Annotated in this window: 17 protein-coding genes and 1 tRNA gene; 6 read left to right on the top strand and 12 right to left on the bottom strand. The window is 41.8% G+C overall.

Going from position 1 to position 19,874, the window contains the following annotated elements:
- Nucleotides 1-221 precede the first annotated feature (221 nt).
- From HXT34_RS01015 to HXT34_RS01005, 3 genes are all read left to right on the top strand, one after another.
- Nucleotides 222-911 carry a tRNA (cytidine(34)-2'-O)-methyltransferase gene (locus HXT34_RS01015; protein WP_421785040.1) on the top strand — a complete coding sequence of 230 codons (690 nt, stop codon included), beginning with the start codon at nucleotides 222-224 and terminating at the stop codon, nucleotides 909-911.
- 33 nt (nucleotides 912-944) lie between these two features.
- Nucleotides 945-1,940 (top strand): A/G-specific adenine glycosylase, encoded by a 996-nt coding sequence (locus HXT34_RS01010; protein WP_415687846.1) that lies wholly within the window; start codon nucleotides 945-947, stop codon nucleotides 1,938-1,940.
- A 129-nt stretch (nucleotides 1,941-2,069) separates the two neighbouring features.
- Complete coding sequence (locus tag HXT34_RS01005; protein WP_421785038.1) at nucleotides 2,070-2,852, top strand: peptide ABC transporter permease; 783 nt, start codon at nucleotides 2,070-2,072, stop codon at nucleotides 2,850-2,852.
- A 197-nt stretch (nucleotides 2,853-3,049) separates the two neighbouring features.
- On the opposite strand, the gene HXT34_RS01000 is transcribed toward HXT34_RS01005, so the two are convergent.
- The 4 genes from HXT34_RS01000 to HXT34_RS00985 all read right to left on the bottom strand — a co-directional run bounded on the left by HXT34_RS01000 (nucleotide 3,050) and on the right by HXT34_RS00985 (nucleotide 7,138).
- On the bottom strand, nucleotides 3,050-4,414 hold the full coding sequence (locus HXT34_RS01000; RefSeq protein WP_421785036.1) for a PFL family protein: 1,365 nt from the start codon (nucleotides 4,412-4,414) through the stop codon (nucleotides 3,050-3,052).
- Between the two features lie 48 nt (nucleotides 4,415-4,462).
- The gene (locus HXT34_RS00995) at nucleotides 4,463-4,801 is read right to left on the bottom strand and encodes an ACT domain-containing protein (protein WP_415687520.1); all 339 of its coding nucleotides are present in this window, start codon (nucleotides 4,799-4,801) and stop codon (nucleotides 4,463-4,465) included.
- Between the two features lie 120 nt (nucleotides 4,802-4,921).
- Nucleotides 4,922-5,935 carry a ribose-phosphate diphosphokinase gene (locus tag HXT34_RS00990; RefSeq protein WP_119526122.1) on the bottom strand — a complete coding sequence of 338 codons (1,014 nt, stop codon included), beginning with the start codon at nucleotides 5,933-5,935 and terminating at the stop codon, nucleotides 4,922-4,924.
- A 117-nt stretch (nucleotides 5,936-6,052) separates the two neighbouring features.
- Nucleotides 6,053-7,138, bottom strand: a complete 1,086-nt coding sequence (locus HXT34_RS00985) for a DMT family transporter (protein WP_421785033.1) — start codon at nucleotides 7,136-7,138, stop codon at nucleotides 6,053-6,055.
- A gap of 205 nt (nucleotides 7,139-7,343) precedes the next feature.
- Here HXT34_RS00985 and rfbB point away from each other — a divergent pair, with 205 nt between their 5' ends.
- Nucleotides 7,344-8,435: a dTDP-glucose 4,6-dehydratase gene (rfbB, locus tag HXT34_RS00980; protein ID WP_421785031.1), complete on the top strand. Its 1,092-nt coding sequence runs from the start codon at nucleotides 7,344-7,346 to the stop codon at nucleotides 8,433-8,435.
- Between the two features lie 162 nt (nucleotides 8,436-8,597).
- Here rfbB and HXT34_RS00975 read toward each other — a convergent pair.
- From HXT34_RS00975 to HXT34_RS00945, 7 genes are all read right to left on the bottom strand, one after another.
- Nucleotides 8,598-8,682, bottom strand: a tRNA-Ser gene (locus HXT34_RS00975).
- A 291-nt stretch (nucleotides 8,683-8,973) separates the two neighbouring features.
- The gene (glf, locus tag HXT34_RS00970; RefSeq protein WP_421785029.1) at nucleotides 8,974-10,203 is read right to left on the bottom strand and encodes a UDP-galactopyranose mutase; all 1,230 of its coding nucleotides are present in this window, start codon (nucleotides 10,201-10,203) and stop codon (nucleotides 8,974-8,976) included.
- A 98-nt stretch (nucleotides 10,204-10,301) separates the two neighbouring features.
- Nucleotides 10,302-11,270 (bottom strand): glycosyltransferase family 2 protein, encoded by a 969-nt coding sequence (locus HXT34_RS00965; protein ID WP_421785027.1) that lies wholly within the window; start codon nucleotides 11,268-11,270, stop codon nucleotides 10,302-10,304.
- A complete protein-coding gene (locus HXT34_RS00960) occupies nucleotides 11,270-12,403 on the bottom strand; it encodes a glycosyltransferase (protein WP_421785025.1) in 1,134 nt (377 codons plus the stop codon). Before HXT34_RS00960 ends, HXT34_RS00965 begins: the two co-directional genes overlap by 1 nt.
- Nucleotides 12,404-12,530: 127 nt before the next feature.
- Nucleotides 12,531-13,010, bottom strand: a complete 480-nt coding sequence (locus HXT34_RS00955) for a hypothetical protein (protein ID WP_421785023.1) — start codon at nucleotides 13,008-13,010, stop codon at nucleotides 12,531-12,533.
- A 77-nt stretch (nucleotides 13,011-13,087) separates the two neighbouring features.
- Nucleotides 13,088-14,374, bottom strand: a complete 1,287-nt coding sequence (locus tag HXT34_RS00950) for an ABC transporter ATP-binding protein (protein WP_421785021.1) — start codon at nucleotides 14,372-14,374, stop codon at nucleotides 13,088-13,090.
- Nucleotides 14,374-15,219 (bottom strand): ABC transporter permease, encoded by an 846-nt coding sequence (locus HXT34_RS00945; protein ID WP_421785019.1) that lies wholly within the window; start codon nucleotides 15,217-15,219, stop codon nucleotides 14,374-14,376. The genes HXT34_RS00950 and HXT34_RS00945 overlap by 1 nt, the downstream gene beginning before the upstream one ends.
- Nucleotides 15,220-15,292: 73 nt before the next feature.
- Here HXT34_RS00945 and HXT34_RS00940 point away from each other — a divergent pair, with 73 nt between their 5' ends.
- Nucleotides 15,293-16,465, top strand: a complete 1,173-nt coding sequence (locus HXT34_RS00940) for an acyltransferase family protein (RefSeq protein WP_415683667.1) — start codon at nucleotides 15,293-15,295, stop codon at nucleotides 16,463-16,465.
- A gap of 26 nt (nucleotides 16,466-16,491) precedes the next feature.
- On the opposite strand, the gene HXT34_RS00935 is transcribed toward HXT34_RS00940, so the two are convergent.
- Nucleotides 16,492-18,660: a DUF6541 family protein gene (locus HXT34_RS00935; protein WP_421785017.1), complete on the bottom strand. Its 2,169-nt coding sequence runs from the start codon at nucleotides 18,658-18,660 to the stop codon at nucleotides 16,492-16,494.
- 272 nt (nucleotides 18,661-18,932) lie between these two features.
- Here HXT34_RS00935 and HXT34_RS00930 point away from each other — a divergent pair, with 272 nt between their 5' ends.
- Nucleotides 18,933-19,865 carry a glycosyltransferase family 2 protein gene (locus HXT34_RS00930; protein ID WP_415683663.1) on the top strand — a complete coding sequence of 311 codons (933 nt, stop codon included), beginning with the start codon at nucleotides 18,933-18,935 and terminating at the stop codon, nucleotides 19,863-19,865.
- Nucleotides 19,866-19,874 lie beyond the last annotated feature (9 nt).

Genomic DNA, 19,874 nt, shown 5'->3' with positions numbered 1-19,874 from the left:
ACTGCCAAATAAGCAAGTTGCGATGCGCGGGCGCCTTCTTCGGTTCCATGAGCATGCCCGCTATATGACACACCTTACACAGTCTGTCTACTCTACCAAAAACTCCGGACTTTTCCCCACCAATAACGAACGCTCGCAATAGTAATGTGCAAGTTGCGAGTAAACTAAATACGTTACGATTACGAAGTTACGTAAAGATACTTAAAAAGCTAAGGAATAGCATGAATAACAGCGAGAATACGCAAGAAGCAGCAGCCAAAACCGAAAAGCAAACCGAAGCACACAAAGCAGCAGCAAGCCGCGTAGAGCAAATGTACGAGTACGGATACCGCAAATCAAATTACGGCCCAGACGAGCTTGTAACCGACGCTCATGGAAATCCAATTAGCGTTATGGACGCAATGCTCAGCGCCGACGACGCAGCGCGCGCAGAAACGCACACCCCTCATCTTTGCTTCTACTCCCCTCGTATTCCAGGAAATACAGGTTCCGCAATTCGACTTTGCGCTGTAACTGGCACTATTTTGCATTTGGTTGAGCCGCTTGGTTTTAATTTGCACGATACTAAATTACGTCGCGCAGGATTGGATTATCACGATATGGCTCACGTTGTTTTGCACCCGAATTTTGAGAATTTAGTTGAGTCAATGCCAAATTCGCGAATTATTGCATTTACTGCGAATGCTACGAAACTTTACACTGAAATTGAATATAAGCCGAACGATATTCTGCTTTTTGGACCAGAGCCAGGAGATATTCCTGATCCAATGGATGTTATGGCTGGTCCACACGTGGCAGAGCAAGTGCGTCTTCCTATGCGCCCGTCGCTGCGTAGTTTGAATCTTACAAATTGCGCTTCTATTGCAGTGTATGAAGCGTGGAGGCAGCTCGGTTTCGCCGGCGGAAAGTAATCACGAAAGTATACGACGTTTACATAATTAAGCATGCAACAAGATTCACAATCTCTCCCCGAAGAACATCTCCCCGAAGAAACTTCTCAGCCATTGCGCGAATTGGCAACACTTACGCGCGATAATGTTGCACTTTTTTGGCATAGTTGCGCACGCGATTTGCCTTGGAGGTTTGGGCGCACTACCCCTTGGGGTGTGCTTGTATGTGAAGTAATGAGCCAGCAAACGCAAATGAGCCGCGTTGTACCCTATTGGCTCACTTGGATGCAAACTTGGCCAGATGCACAATCACTAGCTCACGCTACGAGTGCTGAAATTATTACAGCTTGGGGTCGCCTCGGCTACCCTCGACGCGCGTTACGTTTACAATCTTGTGCTCAAGTTGTAGCAACAAGATATCGCAATAAGCTGCCATGCACCTATGAAGAACTTATTGCCTTGCCAGGTGTAGGCGATTACACAGCAAGTGCAATACTCAGCTTTGCTTATGGCAAGCACATTGCGGTGATTGATACAAATATTCGCCGCGTACTTATGCGCGCTTTTACTGGAACTGAATCGCATGGTGGCAGCACAACGCAATCTGACCGCGAGCTTGCTGCCGCAGTATTGCCAGAAGATAATCATGTTACTGCTGCCACTGCTAACGCTACTAACACCACCAACACTACCTGCACTTCATCCGTTTGGAATCAGGCAATTATGGAAATTGGTGCTACCATTTGCACAGCACGATCTCCGCAATGCACTGCATGCCCTTTGCAAACATGGTGCCGTTTCAAAGCTGCTGGATTTCCAGGTCTTGGCCGCCATACCCGCCCCCAGCAGCATTTTGCCGCCACTAATCGGCAAGTGCGCGGCATTATTTTGCAGGCATTGCGTGAAGCACATAAAAAACAGCAGGTATTGCAACGTTGCGAGATCAACAATTTATGGTCGAATCAAACACAACTTGACGAATGCATTGCTTCGCTCGATCATGACAGTCTTATCACTATATTGCCAGATGGCACTTTAGCATTACCTTAAGTAACTAACTCATTACGCTGCTTTTGTAACTCTTTAATTAACAGCTTAATTACTTTGTATGAGAGTCTACCTTGTGTAGTGAGTACAGTTCATCTCATCGACTTATGTATTACAATGGTAAGTATGTCAATGCCAACTACGTCACCACGTAAGCCGCATCGCAATGCGGGCGAAACATCGGTTAGCAACCCGATGCGCAAACCCGTACGTAACATGAACGCAGCAAAACGAAGAATGTATCGTCGCCGCAGGATTGTTGTCGGTATTGCTTTTTTGCTTTTGCTTATGTTGGCAATATTTTGTGTTATTAGCTTGAGCAAGGGTATTGCCGCTATTGGTAAAGCGATTGCCGGTCATGAAGTTACTATTGTTCGTCAACCAGTGCCAGACCCTCGTCCTGTTGGATTAACACCTCATTGCACTGATAAAGATATTCGTCTTGAGCTTTCTACTAAGTCACAAACTGTTCCTATGGGCGGTAGCGTTGAGTTGACAGAACGATTTATGTACGAAGGAAACTCTTCTTGCCTTATTGACGCATCGGATATGAATGCTGTTCTAACTGTTAATAGTAGTGAAGAAGTTACGCAAGGTAAGCAAGCAACTAAAGATAATAAAAAGAAAAATAACAAAGACAACAAAGACTTTAAAGACGCCAGTAAGAGCGTTGACTACTTATCACACGCAGTATGGCGTTCAGACGTATGCGATATGACTTTGAGACCTCTTCTTATGGCAAAAGGCGACCATTTTGAGAAGAAAATTACTTGGAACACTAATTCCACTTCCGGCAAAGGCTGCACCGCTGATGAGGATTTGCCGAAAGTGAATCGCGGAACTTACGTTTTGCGCATTGAGCATAAACGAGTACAAGGGCTTCACAGCGAGCCAGTGATCATTAATGTGCAGTAGGATTTATGCGTACGACGACCTGCCGAAACGCTGCGCTCGTTTTTGTGGACTTATGTGGGGTGTAAGTCCCCAATTGCGCGCATGTTCTCCGGCATTTGCGCTGACGACTGCACCAGTAACGAAAAAACGGTGACGCTCGCGCAGCGCTTTGAGTGAGCTTGAAATCAACAGGATTTCAAGCTCGGTCAAAGCGCACGCTAATTCTTGAAGCTGTGCACTGGAGCAGGAATGCGCCCACCACGAGTTACGAAAGCTTCGCAGCTTGTTTGGTTTACTGGCATAATCGGCGCGTATCCCATTAATCCACCGAAGTTCGCCATTTCGCCTACACCTTTTCCAATTACTGGAATAATTCGCACAGCGGTAGTTTTTTGATTAATCATGCCGATTGCAGATTCATCCGCAATCATGCCAGAAATCGTCGCAGCGGAAGTATTTCCAGGAATCGCAATCATGTCAAGACCGACTGAGCAAACGCAAGTCATTGCCTCAAGCTTTTCAATAGTCAAGCAGCCAGACTTCGCAGCAGCAATCATATTTGCATCTTCCGAAACAGGTATAAACGCTCCAGAAAGACCGCCAACATAGCTACTTGCCATAATGCCGCCCTTCTTAACTTGATCGTTCAACATAGCGAGCGCTGCAGTTGTGCCAGGAGCACCAACTTGATCCAAACCGATTTTCTCAAGTACTTCACCAACAGAATCGCCAACTGCAGGAGTTGGAGCAAGCGACAAGTCTATAATTCCAAACGGCACACCAAGCCTACGAGAAGCCTCTTGTGCAACCAACTGACCTACGCGAGTAATCTTAAACGCAGTGCGCTTAATAGTTTCGCACAGAAAAGCAAAGTCTTTTCCTTTAGCAGCATCAAGTGCACTCGAAACAACGCCAGGACCAGACACGCCAACATTAATCACAGCATCGCCTTCAGTTACACCATGGAAGCCGCCTGCCATGAACGGATTGTCGTCCGGAGCATTGCAAAAAGCCACGAATTTAACGCAACCGTAAGAATCGTTTTCAGCTGTAGCTTCAGCAATCTTTTTAATCGTGCGTCCGAGCAGCTCTACGCAATCCATGTCTATACCGGTTCGCGTTGAGCCAACGTTTACGGAAGAGCACACAATTTCCGTCTCACTTAAGGCTTGTGGAAGCGACTCGATAAGCATGCGGTCTGCTGCAGTCATCGACTTTGCAGGAAGCGCAGAATATCCGCCAATTAAATCAACTCCAACAGTGTGTGCTGCTCTGTCTAATGCGTGCGCAATTTGCACAAAATCTTCAGGCTTTTTACAAGATGACGCTCCAATAAGCGAAATCGGAGTTACAGTAATTCGCTTGTTTACAATCGGAATTCCGTAGTCACGCGAAATATCGTTACCGGTTTTTACTAAATCCTTCGCAAGACGTGTGATTTTTTCCTCAACTTTGTTACAAACGTCCTGCAAGTTTTCGCAAGCGCAATCTAGTAGGTTAATTCCCATGGTGATTGTGCGAACGTCGAGCTGTTCTTGCTCAATCATCGAATTAGTTTCGCTTACTTCCATCAGGTTGAGCATTGTATACTTCCTTACGTTTACTTAGATTGCTTTAGATTGCTACGAGTTTTAGATTCTGTGCATTGCAGTAAAAATATTGCTGCGCTGGCAACGAATACGCACACCAATTTCATTTCCTAGCGTTTCTAATCCTGCAGCGAAGTCGCCAAATTCGCAATCAACAGTAGATACGTCAACAATCATCATCATGTTGAAGAATCCATCGACAATTGTTTGAGAAATATTCAAAATATTTACATTATGCTCGGCAGCATGCGAAGTAACTTTCGCGATAATACCAACGGTATCGCAGCCAACGACTGTAATAATCGCTCTGGAAGCATCAGATTGCAACGCTTCTTGCGATTCATTATTTTCTGCAACTGCTGTTGTGTTATTGGCGACCATATTTGCCTCCTGCCGTTTTGAACCCGTTGTTAATGCATAAAGTTTATGCGTTAACGCGAATTATGCGGTTATTTGTTTTAATTTTACATATCATGCGTTTTTATGCGCTTTTATACGTTTTTATGCGTAAATATTATGCTGCTTCATATCTTCCGGAAGTGCGTTACGAAGCGACACAAGCGATCCAGAGCGGAACACGGAACGAATGCCAGCAGCAAGAAGCGGCGCAATCGAAAGAACCGTCATATTATCCAGACGCTTCTCTTCAGGCACAGGAACCGTATCCGTCACAATGATTTCGCGAGCGCCAGCAGCTTTCAAACGCTCAACAGCAGGACCGGAAAGCAAAGCATGCGTTGCAACCAAAGTAACAGATTTTGCTCCAGCCTCACGCAAAGTGCGTACAGCTTCACAAATAGTGCCAGCAGTATCGATCATATCGTCTACAACAATGCAATCGCGTCCTTTAATCTCACCGATAATTCCGTGAGCTTCAGCATGGTTAGGACGCGTAATATCGCGCGTTTTATGAATAAAAGCAAGAGGTAAATCTCCGAGTTTTGCAGCCCATTGCTCAGAAACCTTGATACGTCCAGCATCAGGAGACACGATAGTTGCGTTGTCGAGTTTCATAGAGTTTCGCACATAATCAATAAGCACAGGCATAGCAGTCAAGTGGTCAACAGGTCCGTCAAAGAAGCCCTGTTCCTGAGTTGCGTGCATGTCAACAGTCAAAATGCGCGTGGCACCAGCAGCGCGGAATAAGTCAAACATTAAGCGAGCAGTAATAGGCTCACGTCCCTGATGCTTCTTATCTTGGCGAGAATATCCAAAGAACGGCGCAACCACGTTAATACTGCGAGCAGATGCACGTCGCAAAGAATCGACCATAAGCAGCTGTTCCATAATCCAATTGTTAATAGGACTCGTGTGCGCTTGAAGCACAAACACATCTGAACCACGAACAGGCTGAGTAAAGCGCACATACATTTCGCCATTCGCAAAATCGTAGGCAGTAGTCTCAAGCACATCAATACCAAGATACTGTGCAGTTTCATTAGCAAGTTCTGGGTATGCGCGACCCGTAACTAACATCATCTGCTTTTTTGGATTGCCTTCAAGAATTATTGACATAATTGCCTTCCCGTTTGCAAACTGGTGTTGCGCGACATAGTCGTTTCCTATTTTAGCAGCTTGTGCGCCTCGTACGACACAACAGGCGTTTTATTTTAGCTCGTTACTTTAAAATCATTAAGCACTACGCTTGCAGAGCAAAATCATCATTACGAAAATAAGTCCGAATCCCACAAAATCTGCCCACGAAAAAACGGCTCCAGTAAACATAACAGCAGTAATTGCAGCAGTAACAGGCTCGCTAGCTCCAAGCAAAGTTCCACGAACTGAACCGACTCGCATAATGCCCTCTAAGAACAGCCAATATGCTCCAAAAGTTCCAGCAATAACAGTAAAAGTAAAAAGCAGCATAGCGCGCAAATCTAATGCAGGCATCGTTTCCCACGGTCGCACAAACGGGAGCATAATCAGACCCGAAATAATAAACGTAATGCCATTAACAGTCAGATTTCCCCATTTTGCAATCAATTTCACAGGCATAATAGCAAGCGCCGCCGTAGATGCAGCATCTGCAAGACCCCAAAGCAAACCCATAACAGGCAAAGATAGTGAAGAAAGATTACCACCTGTAGCCATTAAAGCAGTTCCTGCAAAAGCTAGCACAACTCCAATAGTTTCGCGCATAGTTGGCACGCGGCGAGTGTGTAAACACACATAAACCAAAACAAACAGTAAGTTAAGGCTTTGAAGCACAGTAGCAGTGCCAGAATTAGTCCAATCAATAGTACATAAATACGAAACTTGCGTAAGAAGAACGCACACAATTCCCGTAATAGCCATTGAAATCCAAGTACGACCAGTTTTCACAGCACCACTTAACTGCTTAGGAGTGCAAGCTGCAGCAGTAATTACAAATAATATGCCAGCAGCAATTTGACGAACGCAAGCGATTTGCAAAGGAGTTATTTTGTACGTTGACATCAATATTTTTGAAACCGTTGCGTTTGCACCCCAAAATGCACCACCTAAAAGAGTTAAAAATATTCCTACAAGAATAGCGTTTGTAGAATGATTTAACGCTGGATTAGGTTTATTTGGAGTGCCTTCGATTGCTTTTGCTGCAGCTTTTGATGTGTCAAAAGTCTTTGAACCTGTTGATTGCAATTTTGAAGATTGTTGCTTTTTTGTTGAAGATGCACCAGTAGCACCAATATTTGATGAATCCAAATCACGCGCACTGCTACGCCAAGAAAACTTAACCATTATTAGATTCACCTCGCATCCCCAAAACAAGCAAACATGCAGTAATTATTGCACATCTACTCAACTAATTTGCTTATAAACAACACTTTAGAGAAACATACTCTACTTGCGCACACGAGAGAAATGTATAGTATTAAAAAATTACAATTCAAAATGCGCGTATTAAACAACAAAATCGACGCACTAGCCATATGAAGGCGGTAACATGCACAACTACGCATCAAGCAGTAATACTTTTCAACCACACAACATCTTAGTTACTGGCGGCGCAGGCTTTATTGGCTCTAATTTTGTGCATTACATAGCTAAACATCATACAATGGTTGCTGTTACGGTACTTGATTTGCTTACTTACGCTGGGAATATGGCAAATCTTTACGACTTACCTCAAGATTTTGCAAACAACCGGTACGCTTTTATTCGCGGAGATATTCGAGACGAAAATATAGTTGATCAGCTATTAGATCCGCATAATCCAGTTAAAACGGCAGAAGGAACAACACTTCCTGCTATCGACGCAATCGTAAATTTTGCTGCAGAATCACACAACGATAATGCAATCGAGTTTTCTGACCCATTTATAAGCACAAATATTTTAGGAACGCATACACTCATTAAATTTGCACACAAATATAATATTCGTTTCCATCAAGTAAGTACCGATGAAGTTTACGGAGATTTTCCTATTGACAGCGTGCTTAAATTTGACGAGTCAAGCCCATATTGTCCGTCTAGTCCATATTCTGCAAGCAAAGCTGCAGGCGACCTGTTGATAAAAGCATGGTGTAGGACTTACGGTTTGCGCGCAACTATTTCGAATAGCAGCAATAATTACGGACCACGACAGCATATTGAAAAGTTTATTCCTCGTCAAATTACAAACATTATGTGCAATATGCCAGCAAAATTGTACGGCGTAGGAGATTCGATACGCGATTGGATCCACGTTGAAGATAATTGCGACGCAATATGGCACGTTCTAACGCGTGGAACAATTGGTGAAACATATAATATTGGTGCCAACTGTGAAATTAACAACATAAATATTTTGCGGATTTTGATGCAAATAATGGGCGTGCCAGAAACAAATATAACGTATGTAAATCCAAGAATAGGCGAAGATAGGCGTTACGCACTAGATACTACGAAAATTCGAACGCAATTAAAATGGGAGCCTAAGCACAACAATTTGAAGCAAGACTTGCAAGAAACAATATCGTGGTACGACTCTCACGCTGATTTATGGAAGCCTATTAAAGCGCAAGTTGAGCAGCATTATGCTGAATTAGGGCACTGAATTTGCGTGACAAAATTGCGTGACAAAATTGCGCTCGACGACCTGCATGAGTGATTAGAGCGTAACATGCGCGAGCGTCGGGTAAGCGGAGGTAAGGTAAGCAGCAATCGGGTTTTCGGCATGAAAAAAGGGCTTCTAGCGATTGGCTAGAAACCCTAGGCGCGGAGAATACGAGATTCGAACTCGTGAGGCTGTTACACCAACACGCTTTCCAAGCGTGCGCCATAGACCACTAGGCGAATTCTCCAAATGTTAACTTAACAACCAAATCGCTTGATAAGCAAACAACTTAAATAGAATACCACGAATTTGAGATATTGCAAATTAATACGCGCGTTGACACGCCGAAACGGCAGAAACTTTACGCGACTGTAAAGAAAAGGTCGGCTACGCGCGAAATAGCGGCAGAAACTTTACAGTCGCGTAAAATAAAGGTCGCTTGCGCGCGAAAAAACGGCAGAAACTTTACGCAACTGTAAAGAAAAGGTCGGCTACGAGCGAAAAAACGGCAGAAATTTTACAGCGACGAAAGTTGAGCCTACTTAAGCAGCGGCGCTACTTGCGATTCGTAAGCGCGCAAAGCCATGTCAATTACGTTGTGCATGTCGTAATAGCTGTAAGTTCCCAAGCGACCGCCGAAAACCGTGCGAGGCTCAGCTGCAGCAAGCTCCGCATAGCGCGCGTACAAGGCTTTATCTGCATCAGTATTCACAGGATAGTAAGGCTCATCGTCGCGAGTTGCAGCGCGAGAATACTCCTGCCACACTACAGTTTCCCCAGCTTTCACACTCTTTCCTGGCTCAAAATCAGCATCACCACTAGCCTCTCCGCCAACTTCCTCGCGCTCCGGATTAAAGTTCTTAAACTCAATCGCGCGCGTAAATGGCACATCAGCATCCGAATAGTTCATAACTGGGCAGCCGAAGTGGTCGTTCTCCTCGTAACGCACTTCCTTAAAGTCCACAGTGCGCCACTTCAACTCGCCGAGCGCGTAGTCAAAATACCTATCAACCGGACCGGTATAAACAACCGGCACTCCAGCCTCAGCCAACGCGCGCTTATTAAACGGCTGCGACTCGTCGAAAAAGTCCACGCCAAGCGAAACGTGAATACGCGGATCGTCAATCATGCGCTGCATCCAAGCAGTGTAGCCGTCCGTAGGCAAGCCTTCCCAAGTGTCTTTAAAGTAGCGATTATTGTAGTTAAATCGCACAGGCAAGCGCTTAATAATTCCTGCAGGAAGCTCGGAAGGATCCGTTTGCCACTGCTTTGCTGTGTAGTTTTTAATAAACGCTTCATACAAAGGTCGCCCAATTAAACTAATGCCCTTATCGTTCAAATTTTGCGGATCTTTGCCAGCAAACTCCCCTGCTTGGCTCGCAATCAAAGCCTTCGCTTCTTCCGGCGTGTAGTGCGCATGGAAGAACTGGTTAATTGTACCCAAGTTGATTGGCAACGGGTAAACTTCGCCGTCGTGAGTTGCGTACACGCGATGCACGTAGTTAGTAAACGATGTAAAACGATTAACATAATCCCATACGCGCTTGTTGCTTGTGTGGAAAAGGTGCGCGCCGTACTTGTGAATTTCGATTCCCGTTCGCTCGTCGAAATACGAGTAAGCATTGCCGCCAATGTGATTTCGAACGTCAATAATTTCAACGCGAGCGCCAGTATGTTCCACTGCTTGCTGAGCTACAGTTAAGCCGAACAATCCTGCTCCAACAACTACTAAATCTGGATAAGTTGCTGATTTTGCTTTTTCGTACATTTTATTCCTTTATAAGATACGTCTATTTTGAAATTATGCTTTATATATTCCCGTTATTAAGCTATTCCAGTTATTAACCTAGCATTTCGCTTGTTGCGCTACTTACTTTTAGGAAAATCAACTTTTGGATTAAATCTAATTGCTTTTAGCATTTGACCAATCATTTTGCGGCGCAACTTTCTCTCAACATGTCCTCTTCGCATTTGACGAACTACATTTGCGCAGAAAAGCAAGTATTTTGCTTTACCTTCGTGATGCAAACGGTAAGATGCTTGATTACGCACGCCGTATGCGAATTTCCAAGCATTCTTTTTGTCAATCATTGTAAAGTTCACACCCTTGTTTGCTCCCATGTCATGCATAATTACACTATCGAGAACCTGCACACCCGGGCATACACGCGTAATGCGAAGTGTATATTCGGCATCATCGAACCAAATAAAGTATTCTTTAAATGGCAATCCGTACTTTTCTATAACCCAACGAGGAATAAGCACCGACACAAACGAACAGCTTGTAACCATAACGAGATTGTTAAATCCTTTAGCAATAAGCCTTCCCCAATCCCACGTTGGTACTGGATTGTTCATTTCGCATATTGATCCATCAACAAACTTAACCATTGAGCAAGCATACGGAACATCCGCACCAAGCTCACCTACGGCAGCATTAAATCCATCTAGAAGCTTTTCCAAAGCTTGTGGCTGAGGGTAGCCATCGTCGTCAAAAATCCACACGAAATCTGCGCCAAGCTCGTAGCCTTTACGCATACCAGCACTAAATCCGCCTGCACCGCCAACGTTTTCTGGCAAATTTACAACAGTAAGATTTACTCGATTCCCCAAATGACCATTCGCAAAATCGCGAGTGTACTCTTGCAAATATTTATCTGTGCCATCAGTTGAAGCATTGTTGACAATGATTAGTTGATTTGGAAGTCGCGTTTGAGATTCTAATGATGCCAATACGGTTTTTAGTTTCTCTAACCTGTTAAAAGTTACTACAACAGCCGCAACATTAACGCTATCTTTTGATTTATTAGCATCCACTACTTGAGCATTTGACATTACTTGCTCCATTCTTCAAATAACTTAGTAAATAACGTTTCTGCAGATTCGAGTTTTGCAAAATTGCGCAATTTTTCAACTTCTTCTTTTAACAATAATGAACGATATGAATCATTCTCCATAATCTTAAACAATTCCTTTACAGACGCTTTAACAAAACTAGAAGTCATTCTTGGCAATAACGCACTTTTTGCTATAACAGTTTTTTGCGATCCAACATCCGATGAAATTACTGGAACTCCATTAGAAAGCGCTTCAATAGTTGTAAGCGTAATACCCTCGTTTACAGAGCTAATAAGTAGTACGTCCGCATCATCATACGTTTTTTGAGCTGAAATTTTCATAGATCTGCGCTCAATAACGTTTTCAAGACCATACCTAGATATAAGTCCTGAAACAAATGTGTCTAATTCGCCATCTCCATGCAAAATAAAGTGGAATTTTCCTGGATATTTTTTGTTTAAAGCTTTTGCAACAAGAACAAACGCTTCTGGACGTTTTTGTCTTGCAATTCTTCCAACAAAAGCAACATTCAGAACATTTTTATTTTTTCTCGGCGATACGCAATCGTTTCCAATTCCAGCAGTAAGACCAATAAGTGGAGCGTCAATAATTTTGGAAGATTCAATACCATGCACATTATGTAACCAATTTTCAAGTTGTGGAGAAATAACATGGTGCAAATCAATCCACTTATCGTGCGTTACAGCTTCGTGCGGATATCCTCCACAATTTATGTATTCAACAATATGCAACGAATCAATAATATGTGTTTCTGGGAAGAATTGTTTAACCCACCAAATATGGTCGTAAAGCCATTGGCAATGGTGTATTGCTATTGCTTTAATGTCAAATTGCTCAAACAAAGATCTTAAGAGCGGAACATCCGCCCAATATTCTCTAATTGGTGGAGTAAGCGGTAACACAAGTGCATCATCACAGAAATCTTTTGTAATCCACGGCTGATGACCGTCTCTATCTGTGATAACAATTGGCACAAAACCAGCTTTTTTGGCAAGTTTTATTGTTTCTACAGCCCATCTTTCTGCACCACCAGCTTGCAACCAATGCAAACCTATAATAATAGCTTTTTTAGCTCCTTCAACTCTTTTAGCAGGAGAAATACAGTCCAATTTAGCATCTTTTATACTTGATAAATCCCAATTTTCTTGTTTTGCAATTTCTCTTTGGTGAGCATTTGCAACATAATCAAACTTCTTTTTATTCCAAGGACAATACTCTTCAACAGCTTTCTTCGAATCACACTCGCGTTTTTTTGCGCATTACTTCCCTAACAACATCAAACATAGAAGGTGCGTGTAATTCACACTCTTTGTAAATGTGCTGCTTTAACGTATCAGAAGCCCAGTGAGACATCACATCATCGTCAGTTGCGTCATCTGGTGTCAGCAACAAATACCTAACGTCATTATCCTTAAATAGCTTGCCTTCATTCCAAAATTCTTTTGTGTATTCGCTATTAGTTTTAACAGTTGATTGTGCACTAAAAGTTGCGATTGGTTGTAATCCTTCGTTTTTTGTACAAGCACCGTCAAAAACTGAAAAATCAGTCAATCGCGGATACTGCCATTTTTGACCCATGTAAACTTGATATTGCAAAGTTCTAGACGGTGCAGTTAGTGAATGATAGTTTATAGCGCCCACAATAAGCCTGCGTTGACGCTCGCTTAAGGATTCTATATAAGCTTTTGCATTAACATCTAGATTAAAGAAATTCATTACCAAAACACCCTTAATTTTAGCTTGTTTTTGTTATAAGTCTTTGTTAAACACGTGTAAGCTAACTACAAATAAAGCTAACATTTACAATGCTTTAAGCAAGTAAAAGTCATTGCATTGTCATTAAGCAGTGCATAATCTTTATTTTGATTATCCCTTACAGCAAACATGCACGAATTACTGTCGTTAGTAAACGCAACCATATCTGTTAATCCAGGCTCAGTTTTGCTTCTAGTACGAAGAGAGGCAACCAGCTTAAATTCGCCATTATTTAAAATTTTAAGAGGCACTTCAAATTCAACTTTTTGTCTTCCTGTTCCTTCGAGCTCAATTTTATCTGCTCCAGAATCATACGTGATTCCTCCACGTTTTATGTCGTGCATTGCTACAGCTATAAAATATTTTCCAGGTTCGTTGAACTCGTATTCAACAGCAAAACGGAATTTTTCTTTACAATTAAGCAACTGCTTACTCAAAGGCACAATGCGCATAAATGGCACTCGCTCATTCAAGCCAACAGCATAACTATCTTCACTTTCTCCGCCATTTTGGCTAGAAAGATTTTCTAGAGTGTAACGATTTGCAACATCGTCTTTGTCTCCGTTAACAATCACTTCGCCATCTTTAATAAGAACCGCTTTATTGCAATAACGCTTTACTGCGTTCATATCGTGCGTAACAAGGATAACTGTTTTGTTAGCATCTTTTTTGACTTTTGCAAAATATTCATCGCATTTTCGTTGAAAAGCTTCATCTCCCACTGCAAGAACTTCGTCAAGTACTAGAATATCTCCCTGAGCTTGAATTGCAACTGAAAATGCAAGACGCACTTGCATACCAGAAGAGTAGTTTTTAAGCTTTTGATCCATAAACTCTTCAAGTTCTGCAAAATGCACTATATCGTCATACATGTTTTCTATTTGCGAGCGCGTAAAACCTAATAGTGCTCCATTTAAAAACACGTTTTCGCGACCAGTAAGCTCTGGATTAAACCCAACGCCCAACTCAATAAATGGCACTAATTTACCATTTACACGAATTTTACCGGAGTCTGGAACGTAAATTCCAGAAATAAGCTTAAGCAAAGTGGACTTTCCACTTCCATTGCGGCCAACTATGCCAAAGAAGTCGCCTTTGCGCACTGTAAAATTAATATCGCGCAGAACATGCTGTTCTTTGTATCCTTTAATTCCGCGCGTCCAATTAATAAACGCTTGTTTTAAGCCACTTGCCTGCTCGGTTGGTAGTTTAAAATATTTTCCAACATGATCAACAGAAAGCACAACTGGGCGAGAATCGTCTTCTTGAATATCTTCTTGAATATCTTGCACTGCTTTAGTATTTTCTAAATTGGTTTCGCTCATTACATCACCTCAGCAAACTTACGATTGTACTTGCGGAACGTGTATACGCCAAGTACGCACAAAAGTACAGTTAGCACTACTGGAACCATCATTAATAGCGGAGACCCAACAAGATTCCAAACAGTAGGCTGAGTTAAAGGAGCTACAAGATTGTGGCGCAAATCTTGAATACATTGTGCAATAGGGTTAAGTAACTGCACTTTTGCAATAACCGTTCCCCATCTTCCTAAAGAGTTATTGCCAATCACCATGCTTAGAGGGTAAATAATTGGCATTGAGTAAAACAGCACTTGTTGAACAACATCCCACAAATGTGCAATATCTCTAAAATACACATACATTGTAGAAAGAAGCAGTGTTATTCCTAGCGCAAGCATGTAAAGTTGAATACAATTAAGCGGCACTAGCAGCAGCCACCATGTAAATTGCACACCCGAGCATATTGCAAAAATAATAACAACAACAAGATTTATTGCAAAACTTATTAACGCCCCAACAGTTGCCGAAACCACCACAATGTAGTTAGGAAAATGGATTTTACGCAGCAAATCTCCACGGTCTACCACCGCGCGCAAACCAATCGAAGTGGCCTCGCCAAAGAACTGCCATGCGCTAATGCCAAGCAAAAGCACAACTGGATAGGTTGGCGTGCCATCCGACATTCGCAAAAACTTTGCAAACACTGCATACATTACGCAAAACAGCATGAGTGGGCGCAAAACCGACCACGCAACGCCCAAGAAGGAACCTTGGTAGCGCAACTTAAAGTCTGTTTTTACTAATTCTTTAAGAACCACCCACGAATAGTGGTATCTTTCGCGCAACTTATCTACAATGTTTTTCACAAGATATATATTTTATCAGTTAGATACTATTTGTTTAACCTGCTTTACTGCGCACAGAATTATGAGGATTATTATGAACCAGCAAAAAACAGCTGCAGCCGCACCGATGCGCGATTGGCGTTTTGAATGGCTTCGAATTATTGCAATGTTGCTTATTGTTGCTACGCATTTTTTTGCCGCAGATGGTAAAAGCGTTACGCTTCCCCACACTTCTTTGCGCTTTGCAGCCCATGAGTCACTTATTATGAGCGGCCAAATTGGCGTTACTCTTTTTGTGCTTATTTCTGCATACTTTTTGAGCAATAACGATTTTTCACGAATGCTTTCTAAGCAAACTGGCCGACTGGCAAAATTGTGGACGCAAGTATTCTTCTACTCAGTATTAGGCGTAGCTGTTTACGCGATATTATCGCGATTAATGCGCGCAATGTTGCCTAAAGAATTATGCGGTTATCTTTCCACTCGCAACGTAGTTGGATCGCTTTTCCCAATCATTTTTAACAATTATTGGTTTATTACTGCTTTCTTTGTTCTTATGCTGATTGCGCCCTACGTAAATATTGTTTTTAATGCTTTAAACCAAAAGCAGGCAATTGGGCTTATAGCGATTGTTATTGTAATAACACTGCTGTGGAAGTTTGCTAATCCTCAAATTCCATACTTTAACGATGTAGCGTATTTGCTTTCGATTTACATGATTGGCGCGTTTATTCGCAAATACGAAAATCATCTTGCTAATATAAGCGTATTAACGGCTTGCGCTGTCACATTACTATGCTACGCATTGTGCGTTATTGGCACTTGCGCTGTTCAACAAGGATTTATTCTTACAAGAGTGCTTAATTACCCTGGCAATCTTTTTATTGCAGGCCCAGGAGCATCCCCCCTGCTTTCTGTAATCGTTGGAGCCACATGGTTTTTGTATTGTGCACAACGCTTTAACAGAACTACAGTTACATATTCTAAATTCGGCACAATCGTAGCCAAAGTATCTCCTGCTACATTTGGAGTTTATTTAATTCACGAGAACTTTTTAATAAAACCTTTGCTTTGGCACGCCGTATTCCACACGCCTCTGGCAAATCGCTCTATGCCATACGAGGTAGCTTGCAACGCATTGCTTATTGTAATATCGTACGTTATTTTGCTTGCAATAAGCTTTGTGCTTTATAAGATTGCTGTTACTCCGCTATGCAAATTAAGCTATGCAGCAGTTTGCAAGTTAAGTGCCAAATCTGCCGCATAGCCATTTATGCATTTTAGATTAAAAGATTACTCGCTACAATCAGCTGTAATCTTGTACAATCGCATATTGCCTTGCGCAAGAATAGACTTAAAACCTGGAGTTTTATCATTGACTTTGTCAATGCCCTTCCACTTTTTAATCTCGTAGCTTGCATACATTGACTTCATATAGTTGGAATCGGATTCATCAACTTTATAGTCACTTCTATCTAATATCAACAAATAACTAGACTTTGCGCGCTTTACAGCAGCGCATACTTTAGAATCTTTGTTAATACGGTTAAGGCGAGCAGAAATAAGCATGTTATCTTCTGTAGGAGCACCCATCCAGTTGCCTTCCCACGCCTTGTAGTACACGTTTAAGCCGTCAACACCCCAAGCGTATATGCTGCCGTCATACGGCTGGTTAAGAACTAACGAACCTTTAGGAACAATCTTCAAAACTTTCTTTACAAAAGCAGATTCTTTTGCATCATAGCTCTTAGGTTTTTCTACGCGATTCCAAAAACGAACATCACGTACTATTGCACCAAACGCAGTAATAACTTTGCCATCTCTACCAGAAAGATAGTAGGTTGGGAAATAGTTTATAAACAATAATGCGCACGAAAGTACCACAGCTAAAATCTTGCGATTATTGTTTTGAGAATAATCCGCAAGCACACCGTCGCTAATTTTGCGTATAACGTCAAAGCATACGCACATACCCAATGCAGCTAAAGCAGCGCCAAAGAATACGGCAGAAGCTCCTAGACGGTAGGAATCGTGATACCAGAATCCAGTTAGAATCGCCTTTGCGCGCCCATCGCTTGCAGCAGCAAGCATATACAAAACGCACATGATTGCGTACGCGCAGCTAATCCACAAAAACTCACGATGAAATATTGTGTAAATAATTCCAACAATAACAAGCAATCCTAAGAAAATTTGCGGTTCAGCATTGTGGAATCCAACAAATAAAACATCAATACCAGATTGAATTTTGCGCTCAATAGCAGGCCATTGCCATGTAACAGTGCGCTGCATAAACGACGCTTTATACAATCCAAACCACACAGCAACAATTGCAACAAATAGCAACACAATCGCAATACCCGAATACAATGTGCGCTGCTTTTTGTTTTGCACAAATTGAGCAATATATTGCGGAACACAATAGAACATATATGGCGCAACAAGTACGCCCATTGTAAACACTGAGTTAGGCTGTGTAACTGCTATTCCAACTAAAACAACAAACAAAAATGCAAATGTTTCTAAGCGATTTCGCAAAGAATCTTCTGGTTGCAATAATTTTATGCATAAAACGATTGCTAAAGGCAAAATAGCAAAAGATAAAAGATTGGAATACAAAGATCCAAATACTAAGAATCGCCATGGGAAAATGGCAAAAAGCAAAGGAGTTAAAGACATCGCTAAAACAAATCGCTTGTGCTTTGCAAAAAGCGCGTTAGCAAGCATAAACATAGAAGTTGGGTACACAACAGTAAGAATCAGCACAATTCCCGCATTGATTACTACAGGTATTGAAGCTCCAGTAGCAGACGCCGTTAATGCCATTAGCGAATGCCAACCTGTTGGATAGAACTTTGAGCCAACTGTTGCAATGATGTTCCCCGAATTAAGAGTTGAGTAGTCTCCAACAGTTAGGAATTTACGAATAATACTCATATGCCAAGCGTTATCGTAAAGCTGTGAATATGTAGACAATCCGCCAATTTCTATAAGAAAAATAATAAAAACAATTACCGCGCTTACTGCTACATACAGCCATGCAATTGCCCACTTTGAGCGCAATGCACGATTTACAATATTTCCATTTGAATCCATTGCAGATTTATTTGCAAGCTCTACAGCTTGATCTGCAGCATCCGCTTGTACATTATTGTTATTGCTTTCTGAATCTTTTTTTAATGGCCATTTGCGCAGAAGAATAGGCACAACATAAGATAACAAGCACACAAAAGTAATTGGCAAGACTATTGTGATCCAAGATCCGTAAACACTTGCTTTACTTAGTAAAATCTCGTAGATGCCATAAAAAGCCAATGTAATAGCAGGCGCAAAAAATAGGCTCACCATTTTGCTTTTGCGAAGACTTTTTAAAACTAAAAATCCTGGTAGGTAAAGAAATATTGCCATACAAATAAACGATGATAAGAACATGGTTAATGTTAAAACTTTAGAACCTACCATGATTTAGAGGCCCTTTCTTTTACAACGAGTACTACTGTTTACAATTTGCTACTATTCACTGTATCGCGTTCCCTCACCGTAAAATAATGTTACAAAGTTTAAAACATGCACAACGGAATATTATTAGTTTGTACACGCAGCACAGCATGCAACTTTTGTAAACAAGCGCACAATCCACAACAATGAGTAAAATAACATTGATGTGCCAGTAATTAAAAAGGTTGTTTAAAAACCCAAAGCACACGCCATTTACCGTTATGAGGGGATACATTATGACTTCCGTCGCAGTGCTTATACCATGCTACAACGAAGAAATTACTATTAAAAAAGTTGTACAAGACTTCAAAACTGCATTGCCAGAAGCAACAATATACGTGTACGACAACAACTCAACGGACAATACTGCAAAAATAGCCAAAGAAGCAGGTGCTGTGGTTCGTAAAGAGCCAAGACAAGGCAAAGGCAATGTGATTCGTGCAATGTTCCAAGACATAGACGCAGATGTTTACGTAATGGCAGACGGCGACGACACATATCCTGCTGAAGCGGCACCAGCTATGGTTGAAAAAATTGTTGACGGATATGACATGGTTATTGGAGACCGTTTAAGTTCAACATATTTTCAAGAAAACAAGAGACCATTCCACAATTTTGGCAATCGTTTAGTTAGAGGCGCAATCAACACGCTTTTCCACGCAAAAGTAACTGATATTATGACAGGCTACCGCGCTTTTTCTTTTTCATTCGTAAAGACTTATCCTGTACTTTCGCGCGGATTTGAAGTTGAAACAGAAATGACAATTCATTCGCTTAACAACAATATAAAACTGTACGAAATGCCGATTCAGTATCGAGACCGCCCAGAAGGATCAGTTAGCAAGCTAGACACAGTTGGAGACGGTATTCGAGTGCTTTCAACTATTTTCCACATGATTCGCGAATACAAACCAATGCCTTTCTTTGGAACACTTGGCGTAATAATAACACTGTGCGGAGTAGGAGCATGCATGCTTCCATTCATAGAATTTTGGCGCACACACCTAGTAACACGCTTCCCTACTCTAATTGGTGCTGTAATGCTAATTATTGCAGGATTACTATTCTTTATTTCCGGAATTATTCTTGAGATTTTAGCCAAAAATGAGCGCAAACGTTTTATAGAACAAGTAAACCTTTTTGATTACATAAAAAGAAATAGAAAGTAGTAACCTGTG

It is taken from the genome of Gardnerella sp. DNF00983 (assembly GCF_049244265.1).
Taxonomy (GTDB): Bacteria; Actinomycetota; Actinomycetes; order Actinomycetales; family Bifidobacteriaceae; genus Bifidobacterium; species Bifidobacterium vaginale_J.
This window is presented reverse-complemented; position numbering and strand designations above follow the sequence as displayed.

What these genes read in the sequence shown, in the direction of transcription:
- HXT34_RS01015 (WP_421785040.1), top strand. Translation starts at nt 222, where the DNA reads ATGAATAACAGCGAGAATACGCAAGAAGCAGCAGCCAAAACCGAAAAG.
- HXT34_RS01010 (WP_415687846.1), top strand. Translation starts at nt 945, where the DNA reads ATGCAACAAGATTCACAATCTCTCCCCGAAGAACATCTCCCCGAAGAA.
- HXT34_RS01005 (WP_421785038.1), top strand. Translation starts at nt 2,070, where the DNA reads ATGCCAACTACGTCACCACGTAAGCCGCATCGCAATGCGGGCGAAACA.
- HXT34_RS01000 (WP_421785036.1), bottom strand. Translation starts at nt 4,414, where the DNA reads ATGCTCAACCTGATGGAAGTAAGCGAAACTAATTCGATGATTGAGCAA.
- HXT34_RS00995 (WP_415687520.1), bottom strand. Translation starts at nt 4,801, where the DNA reads ATGGTCGCCAATAACACAACAGCAGTTGCAGAAAATAATGAATCGCAA.
- HXT34_RS00990 (WP_119526122.1), bottom strand. Translation starts at nt 5,935, where the DNA reads ATGTCAATAATTCTTGAAGGCAATCCAAAAAAGCAGATGATGTTAGTT.
- HXT34_RS00985 (WP_421785033.1), bottom strand. Translation starts at nt 7,138, where the DNA reads ATGGTTAAGTTTTCTTGGCGTAGCAGTGCGCGTGATTTGGATTCATCA.
- rfbB (WP_421785031.1), top strand. Translation starts at nt 7,344, where the DNA reads ATGCACAACTACGCATCAAGCAGTAATACTTTTCAACCACACAACATC.
- glf (WP_421785029.1), bottom strand. Translation starts at nt 10,203, where the DNA reads ATGTACGAAAAAGCAAAATCAGCAACTTATCCAGATTTAGTAGTTGTT.
- HXT34_RS00965 (WP_421785027.1), bottom strand. Translation starts at nt 11,270, where the DNA reads ATGTCAAATGCTCAAGTAGTGGATGCTAATAAATCAAAAGATAGCGTT.
- HXT34_RS00955 (WP_421785023.1), bottom strand. Translation starts at nt 13,010, where the DNA reads ATGAATTTCTTTAATCTAGATGTTAATGCAAAAGCTTATATAGAATCC.
- HXT34_RS00950 (WP_421785021.1), bottom strand. Translation starts at nt 14,374, where the DNA reads ATGAGCGAAACCAATTTAGAAAATACTAAAGCAGTGCAAGATATTCAA.
- HXT34_RS00940 (WP_415683667.1), top strand. Translation starts at nt 15,293, where the DNA reads ATGAACCAGCAAAAAACAGCTGCAGCCGCACCGATGCGCGATTGGCGT.
- HXT34_RS00935 (WP_421785017.1), bottom strand. Translation starts at nt 18,660, where the DNA reads ATGGTAGGTTCTAAAGTTTTAACATTAACCATGTTCTTATCATCGTTT.
- HXT34_RS00930 (WP_415683663.1), top strand. Translation starts at nt 18,933, where the DNA reads ATGACTTCCGTCGCAGTGCTTATACCATGCTACAACGAAGAAATTACT.